Origin of the sequence: Novosphingobium sp. PhB165 (assembly GCF_004341845.1) — a bacterium.
GTDB lineage: Bacteria > Pseudomonadota > Alphaproteobacteria > Sphingomonadales > Sphingomonadaceae > Novosphingobium.
The window spans coordinates 332,066-350,548 of record NZ_SLVB01000005.1 but is presented as its reverse complement, the minus strand read 5'-3'; the positions used below and the strand labels follow the sequence as shown (position 1 = coordinate 350,548).

Here is an 18,483-nt window from a genome sequence, read left to right as displayed (position 1 = left end):
CGCCTCGATCATTATTCAACCAATTATCGCGCGTATCTTGCGCGCTCAATACGCATTCTCGCCAATAATAATTCTCATAAAATCCTAATTTAACATCCATAGTAAATGGATATTAGGAAATTACCAAACCATGATCGCGAGCGACCTGAACGGGGGGTCTGAACGATTACTTTCAGAGGGAGCTTTCAATGGCAGACAATATCTACAGCGATGGCAGCGCGTTCTACACCCCGGGCACCACCGGAAACGACGTGCTTGTCGCATTGACCGGGGGCACGCAGCTCGATGCCGGTGCCGGCAGGGACAATCTGAACGGCAGTTCCGGCAATGATGTGCTGACCGGCGGCAAGGGTGACGATTTCATGTGGGGCGGTGCCGGCGACGACACCTTCCTCTGGCATTCCGCCGACCTCGGCACCGATGGAACGACTGTCGACCGGGTCTATGACTTCGAGGGTGCGGGCAACATCCACGGCGACAATCTGGTGTTCTACGGGTTCGGCGTGGGATCGTCCCTCACCGTGGCGGGCACGCAGTCACTCGCGGGCGGCGCTGTGATCTACAAGTATATCCTGAACGATACCGCGACGGGCCACTCCGAAACGCTCTACGTCACTTCGGTAAACGGCGCCGCGCTGACGACGGACGATTACCACTTCTACAGCTCGGTGCCCGCAAGCATTTGAGCCTGCTGCATCCATATCGGGGAGAGCGCACGGCGGTGATGCTCTCCCCTTTCCTCGGTCCGGATGGCTCAGCGGCGATCATCCATCGCGGCAATCAGGCCAACGACGCCTCCGAAGCAGAGGAATACCGCTCCGATGCCGCCCAGCCCCACGCCGAACACGACGTCCAGCTTGGCACGGTGCATCAGTATCCAGTCCGTAGGCCCCACGTCGTCGGCGAAAGCCCAGCCGACGAACAATCCCCCCAGAACAAGCATCGCCAATCCGGAGAGGATGAAAATCCCGCCCAATCTGCGCGCTTCGCGCGACCTGCGCTGTTTGCCGGTGCGCCCCGCATGCTCTGCCATGGTCCCCTCCTCATTGCGTTGAGGGAGGATGGCTCTTCACGCCGCGTCAGGCAATCGGTGCGATCCAAAGCGGTGCAATCCCTTTGCAGGGACAGAGGTTCACGCCGACTGGAGCAGCAGCTTTGCCAGCATGTAGACCAGCGCCCAGGACGCGATGGCGCCGGAAAGCAGCAGTGCAACACGAACCGAACCGGGCCATTTGGCAAGGTCCGGATCCGGTGCCGGCCCGGCGAACTTTCCGCGCGTGATTTTAGCCTGCGTAAAGGCCTTGGCCATGCGGTCGCGCGTCAGCGGAGTCAGGAATTCGCATCCATAAATGGGCCCGCTGCGCCAGACCACGGCCGCCTTTTGCGAACCGGCACCGTCCAGCCCCACACAGACCACGGTACCTACCTCCAGTTCGCAATCCGGCGAATTGAAACGGAAGCCCCGTGACGAGAAATTCTCGACCTTGACGGCGATCGGCGCGCCGTCCTCCGCGCGCAGCGTGCTGATCTGATCCACGGCAATCCGCGTATCACAAGGATCGCGGCGCTCGCCTTCACCCGGATCGTGATAAACTTTGATAGTCGCATTGAGCATGGCTGTTCTCCAGTCGAGTCACGCTTAAGCCAGCCAAAGTATAAAAGTTGTTAGACTTCCCTCGCGATTGGAGAGAATTGTACTAAAGGATAGTATCCTGCCAGAGGCCCGCCCCACGGCGGTCGGGTGCGGCACCTCTTCATCGGGCCCAATGCCCCTGCGGATCGTGCCGCAATCCCGACAAATTCCATGAATATAAATGCCTTAGCGGGAACCCTGTTACCACATTCGAGACCGCCGGGGCCGAACCTCGAACAATCCGAAACGTCGAGGATAGGATGACCCAGCCGCCGAATGCCGTTGTCGCATAAAGAACAGACGGCAACAATAGGCCCCTTCGGGCAATAACACGGTCCGGTATGGATGTATTTCTCGGCCAGTCCTGGACGGTGGGCTTACGCGATCTGCACTCGCACGGTGGGCACAAGGAAGACGGACCTGTTGAGCGCCAGCGCGGCAAGCACGCCCCCGGCGGCGCAAATGGCCCCGGCGACGACCACCGCGATGCCCGTTCGCGCAAACAGGTGCTCGAAAACCGCGAGTGCCGCCATCGCCATTGCGGCCGAAAAAATCGCCAGAACCCACGCGGTGCCATATTGCCGCAGCGGCAAGGGAAGCACGTCCCGCACCGAAAGGATCATCACCGGCCCGCAGGCCAGATAGGCAAGGCCGATGCCGGCTGCGATGCCCAGCGCGCCGAACGCCGCGCCTCCGGCTGCGAACGCTGTCCAGGTCAGCGTCAGACCTACGATCAGGCGCAGTTGCCGATCCGGTCGGCCCAGCGCGACAAGGCAGGGCATCATCAGGAACACCACCGCCTGTATCGCGGCACCGGGCACCAGAGCGGCATAGATATATCCGGCAGGCCGCCATTTCTGCGAAAGCATGACCGTGAAGATCTCAGGCGCGATCATGGCGGCGCAGGCGGTTGCCGGAAAAATCACGGAGGCCATCACGGCGGAAACTCTGGCCAGCATCGCGCCGATCCGCTCCGGGCTGTCCTTGATCCGCACCAGATGGGAGAGGAACACCCCGTGGAACGGGCCCAGGATCACATTGGCGGGCAGGCGGGCAACCTGAAGCGCCATCGCATAGAGCCCGACTTCGGCGCTGCCCCGGAACAGGCCCAGCAGGAACACGTCAAGCGAACGCGTCGCAAAATTGATGAGGTTCACTTTCAGCACCGACCAGCCGAAGACCAGATCCTGCGCAATGAGCTGAAAATCGTAGCACCACTGCGGACGCCAGCGGGACCGCAGGGTGACTCCGGCGATCCGCAGCACCCAATAGGCAAGCTGTTGCGCCACCAGCGACCATGCCCCTGCCCCGCGCAGGGCCATGACCAACAAGGCTGCCATGCCGCCCAGCGTCGCACCGATCTCAACAAGGCTGAGGCTGAGGAAATCCTGCGCCTTCTGGAGCCGCGCCGCCGGAACCGCGCCGAGGCCCTGCATCGCCAGCGTGCAGGCCAGCGCCGTCACCACCGGCGCCAGTTGCGGCTCCCGGCAGATCCACGCCAGCGGATAGGCGGCCAGCACCACCAGCAGCGCCAGAACCACGCCGCTGGCGCAGATCGACCAATGTGCGGTCGACCAGACACGTTCGTCGTCCTCGGTCCGGCGGATGAGCGGCGCCGGAAGGCCGCCGTCGCAGAGGATCATCGAGAGGATCACAATGGGCATGGCCAGTGCAACAAGGCCATAATCGTGCGGCCCCAGAATGCGCGCGAGAATGGGCAGCACCAATGTCTGCAAGGCCACGCGGACAATGCCGGCCAGCGACATCGCCGCCGCTCCGCCCAGCAAGTGCCGCTCCTTCATGCGCCGGAACCGATCTGGGGCTGCAGATAGTATCCAAAGCTGCCGGTCGGCGGCGAGAGATGCGCCAGAACCGCGTGAAGCTTGTCCATGGCGATGGCCCCGACCATATCGAACTGGTCGCGCGGAGAAAGAAACAGCGCCTCGGCCAGCGCGAGCGCCACGCCCTCCTGACGGCGCCGGGCGAGCGTTTGCATATGATTGACCTTGCAGCGCGTTTCGCGGATCCGCTTGGCAAAGGCGCGCCTTGCGCCACCGTCCAACGGGCACTGCCGGAACAATTGCTCTTCGGCCTCCAGAAGTTCCGCAAGCTCGGCCAGTCCATGACGCGCGCTCAGCGAGTCCGACCGTTCGACCGCGACGTAGCCGCATCGGCGGGTAAACCGAAACCGCGCGCCCGCGAGCAACAGGCCCAGCACCAGCACGAAATCCTCGCCCAGCCGAAGCCCCTCGTCATAGCGTGCTCCGCAGGCGCGGAAGAACGCCGTATCGAAGACCGGCTTGCAGAAGCCCAGTTGATGCCGTCGCCGCCGGAAATTGGAGAGATTGCCGAGCAGGAAGCGCTCGATATCGATGGGCTCGGCGCCGTCGCTCTCCACCGCCGGCACCGCGAAGCGCGCCGCCCGATCGGGCGTATTGGTGAAGAGGATGTTGTCGGCCCAGATGTCGAAGTCGCCAGCCGGGGGCATGGCGTCGAACCGCCCCGGCAGGAAGAAATCGTCACTGTCGAGGATCGCGAACCACGGTGCCTGCACATGCTCTATCGCGCGATTGCGGGCTGCCGCCGGTCCGGCGTTGCAGGCCGCGCGCAGCACCGTGACCCTGCTTGGGTAACGGCTTTCGACAAGATCGGGCGTGCCGTCCTGAGAGGCATCGTCCGCCACGATCACGCAGCGCACTTGCGGAGCGGCGAGCGCGGAATCGAGGGCACGGATGATCGTGGTGGACGCATTGTGGCATGCGACGATGACGTCGATGGCCCCCGGCGCGGCAACCATGGCTCAGAAGAACCTTTCGGGCACGGTGACAGTGTCTCCGGGTTCGATCGCCAGCCCGCCAATGTCCTTGATGTCCACCATCTCGTCCTGCGGTGCGCCATCGTGGCGGACCCTCACTTTCGACTTGCGCGCCCGGTAGGTGTAGCCGCCCGCCGTGGCGACCGCCTGCCCCAGCGTCAGCCCGGCCGTGAACGGGTAGGCGCCGGGCCGGTTGACCTCGCCCAGGATGAAGAACGTGCGGTATTCCAGCAGGTCGATCGCGACGCGCGGATCGTTCAGGTAGCCCTTGAGCAAACGCCCCCGGATGGCCTGCGCCACTTCGTCCAGCGTATGCCCTTTCGCCTCCACCCCGCCGATCAGGGGGAACGAGATTTCTCCGTTGGGCGCGACGGCATAGTCTCCCGTCATCGCGGCTTCTCCGAAGACGGTGATCCGCACTTTGTCTCCGGCGCCCAGTTTGTAGCGATCGTCGCGCGCGGCGACGGCCATCGCGGCGCCGTTCGGCGATGCACTGTCGAGCGGGACGGTGCTCAGGCCCGCAGCCGATCCCGCTTGCCCCGGCAGGGCCCATGCACTGCCCGGCCCCGCCGCCGCAAACGTGGCCGCGAGTGCCAGTGCCACACGGGTCGCCAGCCTGATCGACATTCGGCAATTCGCAATCATCGTTCGATCCTTTGCGCCCGTTAACGGCGCGTTTTCGCAAGGATATGCATCAGCAGCCGGACGGGCTGAGAAGATCGGAGGCTAGCACGTATTCGCCCCGCGTCGCGGCATCCCCCCGTTTCGGAGCTATCTTCCGGGCGCCTCCACCGCGCTCAATCCGCCGAGGCCGACGTGACGATCCCCCGCTTCGCGAAGGTAACGGTGAGCGGTCTTTGCGCGATGCCGAAATTGCAGCCCTCGATGGGCATACCGCCCGTGGCGACAGTGGACGCTCCGGTCAGTCGCCGCGACAGCAGTTCCCCAAGCCGCCGGGAAACCGCCGCCGCGCCTTGCGAATTGAGGTGATGGACATCGTGCCAGTACTCGCGATGGGCAAGCAGGTCGTTGAGCGAGAGCATCGTCCGCCCGCCGTAATAGCTCATGTCATAGGGTCGATCGGGCTTGCCGTATCCGGGCAGGTACAGCAGGTAGACCGGCACGCCCTGCCGGTCGGCAAGGTCCAGAATGGCGCCAACATAGCGGCGGGGCATGGCGTATTCGTAGCCCGCCATGGCTTTCGGCAGGTAATTGAGGCGCTTGTCCTCACGCAGGGCGGCGGCATCGCGCTCCAGCGCCCGCGGGTCCATCACCGTGCCGAGGCTTGGCGTAAGGGCCTTGCCGTTGACGTTGACGACGCGGGTATTGTCGACGGTCGAGCCATCGTAGTTGGCGAAATCGAACCGTGCCTTCAGCCCGAACGCCTCGGGCGAGACGCTCTCCGCCGCCAGCACCAGCTGCCGGTACGGCAATCGCACGAGGTCCGCGAAGTAGTTCACATTACCGATGCGCGGCGCGTCGATCAGGTCCGCTACGCTCGCCACGTGCGAGTAGACCGGGTGCGCCTTGCGCGTCTCGTTCTCCAGCACCTCCAATACAATCGCGCGCGGCTTGCGGGCGGAGAGCAGTTCGCGGGTCAGGAGATAATGGAGATTGCGGCCATAGGACGGGATCGCGAGGTTGGTCACCGTCAGGCAGCGGCCGCCCGCGCCGCGCACACCCATCGCGGCCATGGTCTGCGCTACCGCCAGCCCGTCTATCCCGTTCATGGTGTGCGAAGTGCCGATCAGGGCGATGTCGATCGGCGCCGGATCGTCGTGAATGCGCTCGTATGTCCAGCCCAGCCGCGCGTAAGCCTCGGTCTGCATGGACTGCCAGCGGATATAGGTCTGGTGGGGCAAGGCCACGAGCAGCGCCAACGTGGCAACGAACGTGGCCACGCCGATGGAAAACAGCATGCCCGTCGATGGGCCGCGCGGCGCCTGGGGCGCGGCTGCGCCGGTTGCGTCGGATCCGGTCATCTCGCCAAGGCTCCGCAGGCTAGAAGTTGAAATAGAGGAACACGCCCGGATCGGGCAGCCGCGCGAAGGCGAGTGCTGCGACGACGCCGAGAGCCGCTGCGGCCGCAGTTGCCGCCGCTCGCGGGCGGGCCGAGCGGCGGATTGGGACAATGCCGTCATGCTCGATCGGCAGGCCCGGCGTGGACTGCGGATAGCGCGCCAGTTCCAGCACGCTGGGAAGCCGAGTGACGACGATCCATCCGGCCACGACGGCCGTCCATCCCAGCGGCCTTGCGAAGAGGAAGCCCTCGACAGTCCCCGGCCCGTTCCATGCGCCGCCATGCCAGCCTGCCATGCTCAGCAGGATCGAGGCCGCACTCGTGAAGCTCTCCGCGCGGAACAGCACCCAGGCGACGATCACCGCCAGCATTGTCAGCAACCAGCCTGCCCCACGCTCCGCTGGACCGGCCGGTTTCCGGGGACCGAGAGCATTCCACGCGTGATTGACGACCAGATAGAGGCCGTGCAGCGTGCCCCAGAGCACGAAAGTCCAGTTCGCTCCGTGCCAGAGCCCGCCAAGCGCCATCGTTACCATCAGATTGGCGTAGCGCCGCACCGTGCCGTGCCGGTTGCCGCCGAGCGAGATGTAGAGATAATTGCGCAGGAACCGCGAGAGCGAGATGTGCCAGCGCCGCCAGAACTCGACCACGCTGGTGGACTTGTAGGGCGAGGCGAAATTGACCGGCAGCAGGATCCCGAACATCAGGCCCAGCCCGATCGCCATGTCCGAATAGCCGGAGAAGTCGAAATAGAGCTGAAGCGTGTAGGCCAGCGCGCCCAACCAGGCATCGGCCATGCCGAGGACAGCACCATCGCGCACGGCATTGAAGGCGGGATCGGCCAGCAGCGCGAAACCGTCTGCCAGCAGCACTTTTTTGGCGAGGCCAAGGACGAAGATCGCGGTTCCGATGCGCACGTAGGATGCGGGCAACCGTCCACTCCCTGCCGCCGCGAACTGGGGCAGCATCTCCTTGTGGTGGGTGATGGGCCCCGCGATAAGGTGCGGAAAGAACAGGACGAACAGCGCGTAATCGACGAAGCTTTCCGCCGCTTTGCCGTCCCGCCGGCTTTCGACGAGATAGGCGATCTGCTGGAACGTGTAGAAGCTGATCGCCAGCGGCAGCACGATCCGCCCCACCTGCCAGTCCAGCCCGGTCAGCGTATCGACGCTGTGCACGAAGAAGTTGGCGTACTTGTAATAGCCCAGCAGCAGCAGGTTTCCGGCAACGCCTGCGCCGAGCATCCAGCGCGCCTGCGGGCGGCGCTCCATCAGCCGGCTCCACTGGAAGTTGGCAGCGATGGAAGTCCCGACCAGCAATAGGTAACGCCAGTCCCACCAGCCATAGAAGACCAGCGAACAGGCGACCATCCAGCCCTTGGCGGCAGCCTGACGCCCCGACAGACGCAGGCCATGGTAACCGGCGAGCGCCACGGGCAGGAACGCGAATATGAAGACGAGCGATCCGAACAGCATCGCGCTTAGTCACTCCTAGGGATGGGACGGGCTGTCGCCGCTCAATGCTCGCGCCCGCTGCGCCACAGCACCTGGTTGAGAGGTTCGACGAGGTATTGCAGCAGAGTGCGCTTCTTCAGCGGCACCAGCACTTGCACGGGCAGACCCGGCTTGATGCCGTCCTGCCTGCCCTTGACCTCGCGCAGCACGCGCAGGGCGTCTACCGGCACGGTGACTTCGCCGGTGTAGTAGCGGGCACCGGTATGCTCATCGGTGAAGCTGTCCGCCGAGAAGCGCGTGATCGTGCCCTCGAACACGGGCAAGTCGCGCTCGTGCATGGTGATGAAGCGGATCTCGGCCTTCTGGCCGACATGGACATCGTCGGCATCGTTGGGGCTGAACCGCGCCTCGATCACCAGCGGCGCCGCATCGGGCACCACTTCCATCAGGCTCTGCCCGGCGGCGATCACCCCGCCGACAGTGAAGACCTTGAGCCCCACCACTTGCCCGGTCGCCGGGGCACGGATCAGCATCTGATCGCGCTGGCGGCGGAGCGCCTGCCACTTGGGCAGGGCCTCGCCCAGTTGCTGCTCGTTCTCGCGCAGTGACTGCGAGACGTCCTGCAATGTTTTGGCATCAATGGAGAGCGCCTGCATGTGCAGTTCGCCAATTTGCTCGCGCGCCGCCGCGCCGGACGAGGAAAGGCTGGCCCTGTCGCTGGCGACATTGGCGCGGGCGCGTTCCAGTTCGCGGACCCGGTTGATGCTGGCGTAGCCCTTCTCGACCAAGAGATTCATGCCCTCCAGCTGCTCGTCGAACAGCACGCGCTGCTTCTGGTTCTCGGCCAATTGATTGCCGATGCCGGAAATCCGTTCGCGCAATTGCGCCGCCTGCTGGCCCAGCACATCCTTCTGCGCGACCACGGAGCTGCGCTGACTGCCCAGCAGACCGGCCTGCAACCGCATGGCCTCGTCCGCCAGCACCCTGTCATCATCCGATAGAGCGCGGAATTCGATGGGCTCGACCACTGTGCCCGCTCCGGCACGCTGGGCCAGAAGGCGCGCGCGCTCGGCTTGGAGGTTGATGACTTGCGCCGCCGCCGCACGCTCGTTGGCGTAGACCTCGCCCCCAGCGAGTTCGATCAGGACATCACCCGCCTTCACGTGCTGCCCCTCATGGACATGGAGCGCGGCCACGACACCTCCGTCCCTGTGCTGCACGGCCTGCCGGCTTCCCGCCACGCTTACCGTGGCCTCGGCATAAGCGGCGGCATCGAGCCGGATCACGGTGGAGAACCCCAGAAAGACGCCGAAGAACAGCAGGACCACGATCCAGCCGAGACGGCTATCGCCCTTTTCGCTGTCTTCGAGCGCTTCGTCAAAAGGCCCCGGGATCCAGCGCGCCGGAACCCCATCGGCGGTCGCGATCTGACTAGCCATGTCCAATGCCCTCCGGCTCGACCGTCCGGGTCTGGCCGGCTTCGGTGCTCTCGTCGGCAGATGCCGGAGCGGGCGGCGCAGCGATCGGCCGCGTTGTGTCCGCAGGGGGCGGCGGAGCATTATCGCCATCACCGGTGGGCATCTTCGGCGCATTGAGCCGCGCCACCACCTCGCTGCGCTCGCCGAACATCTCGACCCGCCCGCCGCGCAGCACCAGTAGCTTGTCTGCCGTTTGCAGGATCCCGGCGCGGTGAGCGATCACGACCAGCGTCACGCCCTTGCGCCTCAGGCTGTCCAGTGCCGCGCCGAGACGCATCTCCCCTTCGGCATCCAGCGAGGCATTGGGCTCGTCCAGCACCACCACGACCGGATCGCCGTAGAGTGCCCGCGCCAGCGCGATGCGCTGCGCCTGCCCCATCGACAGTCCGCCCCCGGCCCAGCCCAGTTCGGTGTCGTACCCCTGCGGCAGCCGGACGATGAAGTCGTGCGCACCGCATAGCTGCGCGGCCTGCACAACCTTTTCGTCCAGCGTGCCTTCGGCCGCGTTCTCCGTCTCGAACCGGGCGATGTTTTCTTTGATCGTTCCGCGAAACAGCACAGGTTCCTGCGGGACATAGCCAATCGCCTGCCCCAGTTGCTGCGGCGGCCAGTTCCGGAGGTCCGATCCGTCCAGCCGCACCGTGCCCTGCGCGGGTTCGAGAATGCCCACCAATGCCTTCGCAAGCGTGGACTTGCCCGCGCCGCTGGGGCCGATGACGCCCAGCAGCTCCCCCGGCTCCAGCGCGAAACCGACGCCGCCGACCAGCAGGCGATCCCGGCTCGGCGCCGCCACGCCGAGATTCTCTACCGCGATCGCCCCGCGCGGAGACGGCAGCGCCGTGACCGCCGGGCTTTCGCCGCGCAGGCTGAACAGCTCGACGATATGGGCATATGCCGCTCCCGCCTGAAGCAGGTTCTTCCACGCTCCATTGATCAGCTCGATCGGCTGGAGCGCCCGCGCGATCAGCAGCGAGGACGCGAAGATCGCGCCGCCCGAAATCTGCTGTTCGATGGCCAGCAACGCGCCCAGCCCGAGCGCCAGCGATTGCAGCAAGAGACGCGCGGCCTTGATCGCCGAATTGTAGCGCGTGGCCTTGAGCCCGGCGCGGTTGACCATGCCGGTGGCATCCAGCCGCTCGCGCAAATGGCGGCGCACCATCGCCTCGCGCATGCCCAGCGCCCCGATCACGCCGGCCGCGCCAAGCGAGAGTTCGAGACTGGAATAGGCGTACTGTTCCCGCCGGATCGCTTCCTTCATGGCCCGGCTGCTGCTCCGCTCGCTAAGCCAGCTCAGCAGCGAAAGAACAACCGCGCCGCCGATACAGAGCGCGCCGATTGCGGGATGAATGAGGAAGCAGACGAAGATGTAGATCGGCGCCCAGGGCGCATCGAACAGCGCCAGCACGCCCACCCCGGTGATCGTCTGGCGCAGCAGGTCGAACTCGCGCAGGGTTGCCGCATTGACCTGCCCAACGCGCGTGGCGGACATTTCCAGCAGGGCTTCCATGATCGGGCCCGCCAGCAACTGGTCCAGCCTCGCGCCCGCGCGCAGCAGCAGCCGGTTGCGCACGAGATCGAGCAGTCCCACCGACAGGATGGCGACGATGAAGATCAGCGTCAGCCCAATCAGCGTGGGAACGCCGCGCGTCGGCACCACCCGGTCGTAGACCTGCAACATGTAGACCGATGGCGCGAGGTAGAGGACGTTGAGAAAGGCGCTGAACAGGCCGGCATTGAGGAAGTGCCGCCGGCACCGGCCGATGGCCTGCCGGATCGGCCTTGCCGCCGCGCTGTCGGGAAAGACGCTCATGACAATACTCCCACCGACATGTCGCATCAGCTCACGTAGTAGCCGGCGAACTTCTTCTGATAGCCATAGACATCGTTCTGTCCGGCGCTGGCGTATTGGCGAATGTTCACTTGCGAGAGGCCCACCGCGAGCATGCGGACACCGGCCTGATCCAAAATGTCGATCGCTGCCTGCGCCGCTCGGATCGCGGTCTTGCGCCATCGACAGACCATCATCGTGGCGTCGGCATGGGCGGACAGCGTGCGCGTATCGACAATGCCCAGAACCGGCGCAGTATCGACGATCACTACCTCGAACCGCTCGCGTAGCGCGGCGTAGAGCGCCTTGACGCGCTCGTCGGTGAGATAGTCCTCGGTACCGCGCGGGCCGGCGGTAGGCAGGATCATCATGTCCACCAGCGGATCGCGCACAAGGGCCTGATCGATCGGCAAGCGGCCTTCGAGAACGGCCAGCAGGCGCTCGTCCGCGCCCTGTTCGGGCAGCAGGGTCGAACTCACCGAATGGCGCCGCAAATCGCCATCGACCAGCACGACGCTCCGCCCTCCCGCCGCCAGAATGCGCGCGAGGCAGATCGAGAAGGTCGTCTTGCCCTCGCGCGGCAATGCGGACGTTACCGCGATCACTTGCGCGCCGCGTCCTCTGGGGCGCAGCACGGTGGCGCCCGCCGCACGCACCGCCTCGGCAAAGACCGAGAACGGCCGCTCCATGATATAGAGGTAGGGCGCGGTATGGCGGTGCTCGCGTCCGGCCGATACGCGCAGGTCCGGCAGCGCCCCGGCATATGTCGCGCCCAGTTCGCCTTCCACCTGATCGCGCGTGGCGATGCTGCCGTCGAGATATTCCGCCAGCCCCACCGCGAGCAATCCGCAGACCACCGCGCCGACCAGGCCGAATGCCATGCCAAGGTGGTAGTTCGGCCAGACCGGCGCATCCGGCAGCCGTGCGAGCGAGGAAATGCTGGCATCGGCCTGCGGCAGGTTGGCGGCGGCCGCAGTTTCCTTGGCGCGTTGCAGGAAGGCCGAATAGATCGTGCGGCTGGCCTCCGCCTTGCGCTGGAGTTCGAGCAGGCCGACTTGCGCCGTGCCGTTCGAAGCCAGCGCCGTGCGCGCATGCACGCGGCTGGCCTGAAGCGAATCGAGCCCGCTTTGCGCAACCTGCACATTGGCCTGAAGCGTGGAAATGATGCGCTGCTGTTCGGCGGCGAGCTGCTCGCGAACGTCCGCAAGGTTCTGGCGGGCGCGCTGCATCTCCGGATGACTTTCACCGTAGTGCGACGCCAGCGAGGCGACTTCGGCGCTGGCCGTCGCTTCCTGCGCGCGCAGGGCGCGGATCGTTTCCGATGCCAGAACCGCGCCGATATCCGATCCCCCACCTCGGCTGAGCTGTGCCCGCGCCGCCGCCAGCTTGCCGCGTTCCTGCGCCAGCGTGGCCTGCGCCTGGGTGATCTGCTGGTTGAGCTGCGAGGCCTCCTGCTCGGCCATCGTCGCGCCCTCCGCACTCATCAGATTATGCGCGATCATGTAGTTCTGGACCGCGGCATCGTCCGTGACCGCTTGTTGGCGCAGTTCCTCTGCCCGGTGGGAAACGAACTGCGCGGCCTGTTCGGTAACACCCGCGCGGTGGTCGGCCTGCATCGCGATATATTGCGCGGCAAAGGCATTGGCGATCTCGGTGGCGCGGCGCGGATCGCTCGACTTGGCAGCGATGTCGATCACATAGGTGAGCCCCTGCCGCCGGACGGTAACCAGACCCTGAAGGATCGTGGCCGCCCGGCGTTCGGCGGTACTCATCGACCGGTCCGGATCGGCGGCAAGAGCATCCGGCTGTCTGGCCGAGCGCGCCGACGACGTACCACGCAGCGCCGCATCGCCGACGAAATCCGCCTCACGATCGAGATGAAGCTGCCGCACCACTGCCAGCGACGTGGCGGGCGAGGCGATGATCTGCGTCTGCGTATCGACGACATTGGTATCCGCCGGCAGGCCCTGCACCACGGACTGAAGGTCGATCGTGTCCGACTTGCGCGGCTCTATCAGGACGCTGGCGGTGGCGACATAGACGGGCTTGGCAAGCAGCACGGCGGCCACCACGGCCGAGAACACCAGGCACGCGATGACCCCGAAAAGCCACTGCCGTCGGCGGAACACCATCCACACATGGCGCGGATCGGGCAACAGGCGTACCCGCCGCGCCTCTCCCTTGGACGAGACAAATCCTACACCGTCACCGGATGCGATGCTGTCATCAGATGCGATGCTCGCCATCGAAAGCCCCTTCACAATTCGCCGGGTGGTTCGGCATGCGGCACGACCGCGCCGTAACAAACGATCGCGTCGTGCGAATACGGCTGCCTCATCCCCCGTGATTGCTTTGCAGCAAGTAATGAGAGGGTGGTCAATCTATGTACTATCCCGATTTCGGTGCTTTTGTATTCATTCACAGCCATATTGGATCAATAATTCGCGAAACGTGTTCGAACTCATCGAAACCGTGAAAAATCGAGATCCGAAACGGAGCACGACAAAAGGCGCTTTCCGGCCCTTATAATTCAGACCCTCCGAATAGATCCGCCCCGGGCGAACGAAATTCGCCATGGCTTCGGCGCGCTCGCCCACAAGACATGTTGGCAACGCGATTCATCCCCTTACCGAGAGAGGGCCGCCCCTAATTAAACCAAAATCCACCAAATCGTCAGGCTTATTGGTCCGAATGCGATGAATTACGCATTGAACGATCCGCACCGGATAGAAAAATAAATCCGATGAACCCGCAAAACCCGCCAATTACCAAACAAACACCACCATCGAGCGCGCCACTCACACTCCAAACCAGATCATTTAGAATCTTCGCACCGCAGCATAGCCGTATTGACGCGAACATTACTTCAATTACGATGCGGGAAATCCTAAAAACAATCGGTCGCGTCCGAACAACACCTCTTGTTCAGTTGGATAGATCGATGGACGCAATGACTTCTCGCATCAAAGTTTCGCCCTCTCATCTACCGCCGGGAGGCAGTCCTCTGCGGACACCGTTCGGCGATGTGGTATCGGGCAATATCCCTCTGGTCGCGCCTCCGGGCCGATGGCCCGCCAACCCGGAAATGCCGGAGGCGGTGCTGATACGCCCCCTCCCCCTTCCGCGCCCGTCCGCTTCAACCACAAACGGCGCCGCGGCCTCCACGCCCGAGCCGCCGCCGTGGGATGAAACCGGGTACCCCGACGCAACGGTCGGCCCCACGCGGCTGGGCCGAGCTTTCGACATCGTGATCGCCTCGCTGGCGATCCTGGCCCTGCTGCCGCTGATCCTGCTGACCGCGCTCGCTATCCGCGCCTCAAGCAATGGCCCGGTGCTGTTCGTCCAGCAACGCGTCGGGCATGGCGGGCGGCCTTTTCCCTGCTTCAAGTTCCGCAGCATGGTCCGCAATGCGCAGGACGTGCTCGAACGGCTGCTCGTCGAGTCGGAAGAGGCGCGAAACGAATGGGCCATGGACCAGAAGCTGCGCCGCGATCCGCGCATCACGCCGGTGGGCCGGTTTCTGCGCAAGAGCAGCCTCGACGAACTGCCACAGCTGTTCAATGTCCTTGCCGGGCATATGAGCATCGTCGGCCCCCGCCCGATCATCGCCTCGGAAATCCCGCGCTATGGCCATCGCTTCGATGCCTATTGCTCGGTCAAGCCGGGGCTGACCGGGCTATGGCAGGTGAGCGGGCGCAACGCGGTTTCCTACGAGGCCCGGGTCCGCCTCGATGCGCGTTACGCCATGCGCAAGTCGCTGACCTATGACCTGACGATCTGCCTTCGCACCGTGCCCGCCGTACTCGCGTCTCGCGGCTGTTACTGAGCAGCTTCGATAAAGCAACCGACGTGGATCCGTCGTGCCTGCGAAGGCGTGGATCCTGCTTCTGTATTGCGGCACGAGAGGTCGCCAGGAAGCGGGGCCTCCGCCTACGCGGGGGCGACGATGCAATAGTTTTTGCTGCTCAATCCACGCCGCTCAGGTCCGCCGGTCCATGACGCTGCGGGCATCGCGGTCGATCGTAAGTGATCGGTGCGTGCCTTCCGGCCCCACGGGCGAATGCCAGCCGAGCCAGCCTTCGCCGGGCCGTTCCCAGTCCGCCACGGTCATGCTTTCGCCGCTCCGCGTCTGCCATGTCCCGAGATCGTCAAAGCGCTGGAACGATTCCAGGTTCTCCGCTCGCGCGGCAGCAAGCGCGGCCACGTAATCCTCCAGCTCGCGGTCGCGCCGTTCCCAATCGACCCAGCCGATGGCGTTGTCCTGACAATAGGCGTTGTTGTTGCCTTGCTGGCTCCGCCCGAATTCGTCGCCCGCCGTCAGCATGATCGTGCCGGTCGAGGCGAACAGTGTGCCAAGCATCGCCATGATGTCCGCCTTGCGCGCGGCGAGGATTTGGGCGTTCTCTGTCACACCCTCCGCGCCATGGTTCCAGCTGAAATTCTCGCCGTGCCCGTCGCGGTTCTGCTCGCCATTGGCCCAGTTGTGGCGGGCTTCGTAAGACACCGTGTCGGCCAGCGTGAAACCATCGTGCGCGGCCAGAAAGTTGACCGAGCGGCAGACCGCGTCTGGCCCCACGGGCCCGAATATATCCGACGATCCCGCCAGCCGTGTCGCCAGCGTGCCAATGCCACCGTCGCCGCGCCAGAAGCGGCGCACATCGTCGCGATAACGGTCATTCCATTCGAGCCAGTCCGCCGGGAATTTGCCGAGTTGATAGCCGCCGGGGCCAACGTCCCAGGGCTCCGCGATCATGACGCGGGTGGAAAGCACCGGATCGGCGGCGATCTCGGCGAAGATCGGCGCGGCGGGATCGAAGCCCGGCCCGCGCGCGAGGACCGGTGCCAGATCGAAGCGAAAGCCATCGACACCGCAGGCCGTGACGAAGTGCCGCATCGCATCGAGCACCAATCGCCGCACCTCGGGATGGGCGAAATCGAGCGTGTTGCCGCACCCCGTGTCATTGATGAGCGCACCATCCGGGGCATGCGCATAGGCCGCATTGTCGAGCCCCCGCAACGAGATCACGCCGCCCGCCACATCGCTTTCGCCGGTGTGGTTGAATACCACGTCCAGCAATACGCCGATCCCTTCGGCATGAAGTGCGGCGACCGTATCGCGCAGTTCGGCAATGCCGCCCGGGCAGAGCCCGGGGTCGAGCGCCATCATCGCCACCGGATTATACCCCCAGGCATTGACGAGCCCGAGCGGCGGCAAGTGGCGCTCGTCGATCCAGGCAACCACCGGCATGAGTTCCACGGCCGTGACATGCAGCTTCTTCACATGCGCCAATACCGCCGGATGCGCGAGCGCGGCGACAGTGCCGCGAACGGGCTCCGGAACATCGGGATGCAGCTTCGTGAAAGCGCGGACATTGACCTCGTAGACAAGGCCGCCGGGCGTGAAATGCACCGGCTCGGGCGTGACTGGCGGCCGCAGCGAGGGCACCACGGCGCGGGGCACGATATCGGCGGTGTCCTCGCCAAAGATCGTCAGCCGGGGATCCTGCACGAAGCGCCGGTCCAGTTCGACCGCGCGCGGATCGACCAGCAGCTTGGCCGGATCGAACCATAGCCCGCGCGCAGGTGCCCATTCACCCGCGGCGCGGTAGCCATAGTGGAGGCCCGTGCAATCGCCCGGCAGTTCAATCGTCCAGTCCGGCCCCTGCCGGGTCATTGCATGGCGCTTTTCGTCCGGCCCATCGAAGCAACAGAGCCAGACGCTTTCGGCCAGCGGCGAGCGGACCGTGAAGCGGGTTACGCCCTGTCCGACTGCGGCCCCGCTCATCCGGCCAGCTTGTGATAGAGCCTTGCGTAAGCCGCCCCGCTCGCGCTCCACGAGAAGTCCGCCTTCATAGCATTGCGCTGGAGCATGCTCCAGCTTTCGGGCTCGTGCCAGAGTTCGAGCACACGGGTCAGCGCGGCAGCCATGGCGTCATAATGCACCCCGTCGAACTGTACGCCGGTGGCGACGCCTGCCGCCAGCGCGGCCGGGTTGGCATCGATCACGGTATCGGCAAGACCCCCGGTGCGCGCCACCACGGGGATGCAGCCATAGGCGAGGCCGTAAAGCTGCGTCAGCCCGCAGGGTTCGAAGCGGGAGGGGATCAGGATCGCATCGCCGCCGCCCTGCATGCGGTGCGACAGGTCCTCGTCATAGCCGAAGCGCAGGCCGATCCGCCCCGGATGGCGGGCCGCGCCTTCGCGGAGCTGGCGCTCGATGGAACGGTCTCCGGCGCCCAGCAGTGCCAGCCTGCCGCCAATGCCGACAAGGTGGTCCAGCACTTCGGGCAGCACGTCCATGCCTTTCTGCCAGGTGAGACGGCTGACGGCGATAAACAGCGGGCCGTCATCCTCGTCCAAACCGAATTCCACTTCCAGCGCGCGCTTGTTGGCCTTGCGCTTGTCCAGCGTGCGCGCCGTGTAACGCGCGGCGAGTACCGGGTCCGTCGCGGGGTTCCACAGTTCGGTATCGATGCCGTTGAGAATGCCGCTGACGGCATTGCCACGCGCGATCACCAGCCCTTCCAACCCCATGCCGAAATTCGAGGAGCGGATTTCGCGCGCATAAGTAGGGCTGACGGTGGTGACGGCATCGGCGCAGGCCAGCCCCGCCTTCAACATGCCGAGGCCGCCGTGGTATTCCACGCCGTCCATCGTCCACGCCGCTGCGGGCAGGCCGACGCTGGGGAATATCTCGGCGCCGAACCAGCCCTGAAACGCCATGTTGTGCACCGTAACCACAGAGGGCACCCGGCCGCTTTCGCCGCCCAGCGGCGCGAAGCGCAGATAGGCGCAGGCCATCGCCGCCTGCCAGTCATGCGCATGGAGCACATCATAGCGCTGAGGCTTACCCTTGCTGACCACCGCCCCGCCCGCGATATCGGCAGCGGCACGGCCGAAGGCGGAAAAGCGCCGCCAGTTGTCACCCCAATCGCGCCCGGCTCCGTCGGTATAGGGCGCGCCGTCGCGGGTGAAGAGCGCCGGGGCATCGAGCACCAGCAGCGGATAACCGTCGATCTTCGCCGAAAGCAGCCGCGCCGGGACGCCCAGCAGCGATTCCCACGCGTGCACCGCCTTGGCCCGGCCGATCGCCTTCAGCACCGAGGGATAGCCCGGCAGCAGCGTGGTCACTTCCACGCCGCTGGGCGCGAGCGCGGCAGGCAGAGCCCCGGCAACATCGGCCAGACCGCCAGTCTTGATAAGGGGAACCGCTTCGGATGCGACCGACAGAACCTTCAACTATCTATCCTTCTTC

The 18,483-nt window shown here is 65.1% G+C and carries 14 protein-coding genes; 2 read left to right on the top strand and 12 right to left on the bottom strand.

Going from position 1 to position 18,483, the window contains the following annotated elements; translation table 11 throughout:
* Positions 1-188 precede the first annotated feature (188 nt).
* Positions 189-686, top strand: a complete 498-nt coding sequence (locus tag EDF56_RS26630) for a hypothetical protein (protein WP_132389196.1) — start codon at positions 189-191, stop codon at positions 684-686.
* 68 nt (positions 687-754) lie between these two features.
* Here EDF56_RS26630 and EDF56_RS16090 read toward each other — a convergent pair whose 3' ends face one another.
* The 10 genes from EDF56_RS16090 to EDF56_RS16045 form a co-directional block, all read right to left on the bottom strand.
* Positions 755-1,033, bottom strand: a complete 279-nt coding sequence (locus EDF56_RS16090) for a hypothetical protein (RefSeq protein WP_132389194.1) — start codon at positions 1,031-1,033, stop codon at positions 755-757.
* Positions 1,034-1,132: 99 nt separating this feature from the next.
* Positions 1,133-1,615 carry a PilZ domain-containing protein gene (locus tag EDF56_RS16085; protein ID WP_132389192.1) on the bottom strand — a complete coding sequence of 161 codons (483 nt, stop codon included), beginning with the start codon at positions 1,613-1,615 and terminating at the stop codon, positions 1,133-1,135.
* 395 nt (positions 1,616-2,010) lie between these two features.
* A complete protein-coding gene (locus EDF56_RS16080) occupies positions 2,011-3,435 on the bottom strand; it encodes an oligosaccharide flippase family protein (RefSeq protein ID WP_165912216.1) in 1,425 nt (474 codons plus the stop codon).
* Positions 3,432-4,430, bottom strand: a complete 999-nt coding sequence (locus EDF56_RS16075; protein ID WP_132389188.1) for a glycosyltransferase family 2 protein — start codon at positions 4,428-4,430, stop codon at positions 3,432-3,434. Before EDF56_RS16075 ends, EDF56_RS16080 begins: the two co-directional genes overlap by 4 nt.
* A gap of 3 nt (positions 4,431-4,433) precedes the next feature.
* Positions 4,434-5,075 carry a polysaccharide biosynthesis/export family protein gene (locus tag EDF56_RS16070; RefSeq protein ID WP_165912215.1) on the bottom strand — a complete coding sequence of 214 codons (642 nt, stop codon included), beginning with the start codon at positions 5,073-5,075 and terminating at the stop codon, positions 4,434-4,436.
* Between the two features lie 170 nt (positions 5,076-5,245).
* On the bottom strand, positions 5,246-6,430 hold the full coding sequence (locus EDF56_RS16065; protein ID WP_132389184.1) for a hypothetical protein: 1,185 nt from the start codon (positions 6,428-6,430) through the stop codon (positions 5,246-5,248).
* Positions 6,431-6,449: 19 nt separating this feature from the next.
* The gene (locus tag EDF56_RS16060) at positions 6,450-7,943 is read right to left on the bottom strand and encodes an MBOAT family protein (protein ID WP_132389182.1); all 1,494 of its coding nucleotides are present in this window, start codon (positions 7,941-7,943) and stop codon (positions 6,450-6,452) included.
* A gap of 41 nt (positions 7,944-7,984) precedes the next feature.
* A complete protein-coding gene (locus EDF56_RS16055) occupies positions 7,985-9,361 on the bottom strand; it encodes an HlyD family type I secretion periplasmic adaptor subunit (protein ID WP_132389180.1) in 1,377 nt (458 codons plus the stop codon).
* Entirely contained in the window at positions 9,354-11,210 is a 1,857-nt protein-coding gene (locus EDF56_RS16050) for a type I secretion system permease/ATPase (protein WP_132389178.1), read from the bottom strand. Before EDF56_RS16050 ends, EDF56_RS16055 begins: the two co-directional genes overlap by 8 nt.
* Before the next feature lie 26 nt (positions 11,211-11,236).
* On the bottom strand, positions 11,237-13,474 hold the full coding sequence (locus EDF56_RS16045) for a polysaccharide biosynthesis tyrosine autokinase (protein ID WP_132389176.1): 2,238 nt from the start codon (positions 13,472-13,474) through the stop codon (positions 11,237-11,239).
* Positions 13,475-14,325: 851 nt separating this feature from the next.
* On the opposite strand from EDF56_RS16045, the gene EDF56_RS16040 reads away from it, so the two are divergent.
* Complete coding sequence (locus tag EDF56_RS16040) at positions 14,326-15,054, top strand: sugar transferase (protein WP_243652635.1); 729 nt, start codon at positions 14,326-14,328, stop codon at positions 15,052-15,054.
* Positions 15,055-15,207: 153 nt separating this feature from the next.
* Here EDF56_RS16040 and glgX read toward each other — a convergent pair whose 3' ends face one another.
* Positions 15,208-17,013 carry a glycogen debranching protein GlgX gene (gene glgX, locus EDF56_RS16035; protein ID WP_132389174.1) on the bottom strand — a complete coding sequence of 602 codons (1,806 nt, stop codon included), beginning with the start codon at positions 17,011-17,013 and terminating at the stop codon, positions 15,208-15,210.
* Positions 17,010-18,467 carry a glycogen synthase GlgA gene (gene glgA, locus EDF56_RS16030; protein ID WP_132389172.1) on the bottom strand — a complete coding sequence of 486 codons (1,458 nt, stop codon included), beginning with the start codon at positions 18,465-18,467 and terminating at the stop codon, positions 17,010-17,012. Before glgA ends, glgX begins: the two co-directional genes overlap by 4 nt.
* Positions 18,468-18,483 lie beyond the last annotated feature (16 nt).

Excerpts from the sequence above, each read along its gene's own strand:
- EDF56_RS26630 (WP_132389196.1), top strand. The coding sequence starts at position 189 with ATGGCAGACAATATCTACAGCGATGGCAGCGCGTTCTACACCCCGGGC.
- EDF56_RS16090 (WP_132389194.1), bottom strand. The coding sequence starts at position 1,033 with ATGGCAGAGCATGCGGGGCGCACCGGCAAACAGCGCAGGTCGCGCGAA.
- EDF56_RS16085 (WP_132389192.1), bottom strand. The coding sequence starts at position 1,615 with ATGCTCAATGCGACTATCAAAGTTTATCACGATCCGGGTGAAGGCGAG.
- EDF56_RS16080 (WP_165912216.1), bottom strand. The coding sequence starts at position 3,435 with ATGAAGGAGCGGCACTTGCTGGGCGGAGCGGCGGCGATGTCGCTGGCC.
- EDF56_RS16075 (WP_132389188.1), bottom strand. The coding sequence starts at position 4,430 with ATGGTTGCCGCGCCGGGGGCCATCGACGTCATCGTCGCATGCCACAAT.
- EDF56_RS16070 (WP_165912215.1), bottom strand. The coding sequence starts at position 5,075 with ATGTCGATCAGGCTGGCGACCCGTGTGGCACTGGCACTCGCGGCCACG.
- EDF56_RS16065 (WP_132389184.1), bottom strand. The coding sequence starts at position 6,430 with ATGACCGGATCCGACGCAACCGGCGCAGCCGCGCCCCAGGCGCCGCGC.
- EDF56_RS16060 (WP_132389182.1), bottom strand. The coding sequence starts at position 7,943 with ATGCTGTTCGGATCGCTCGTCTTCATATTCGCGTTCCTGCCCGTGGCG.
- EDF56_RS16055 (WP_132389180.1), bottom strand. The coding sequence starts at position 9,361 with ATGGCTAGTCAGATCGCGACCGCCGATGGGGTTCCGGCGCGCTGGATC.
- EDF56_RS16050 (WP_132389178.1), bottom strand. The coding sequence starts at position 11,210 with ATGAGCGTCTTTCCCGACAGCGCGGCGGCAAGGCCGATCCGGCAGGCC.
- EDF56_RS16045 (WP_132389176.1), bottom strand. The coding sequence starts at position 13,474 with ATGGCGAGCATCGCATCTGATGACAGCATCGCATCCGGTGACGGTGTA.
- glgX (WP_132389174.1), bottom strand. The coding sequence starts at position 17,013 with ATGAGCGGGGCCGCAGTCGGACAGGGCGTAACCCGCTTCACGGTCCGC.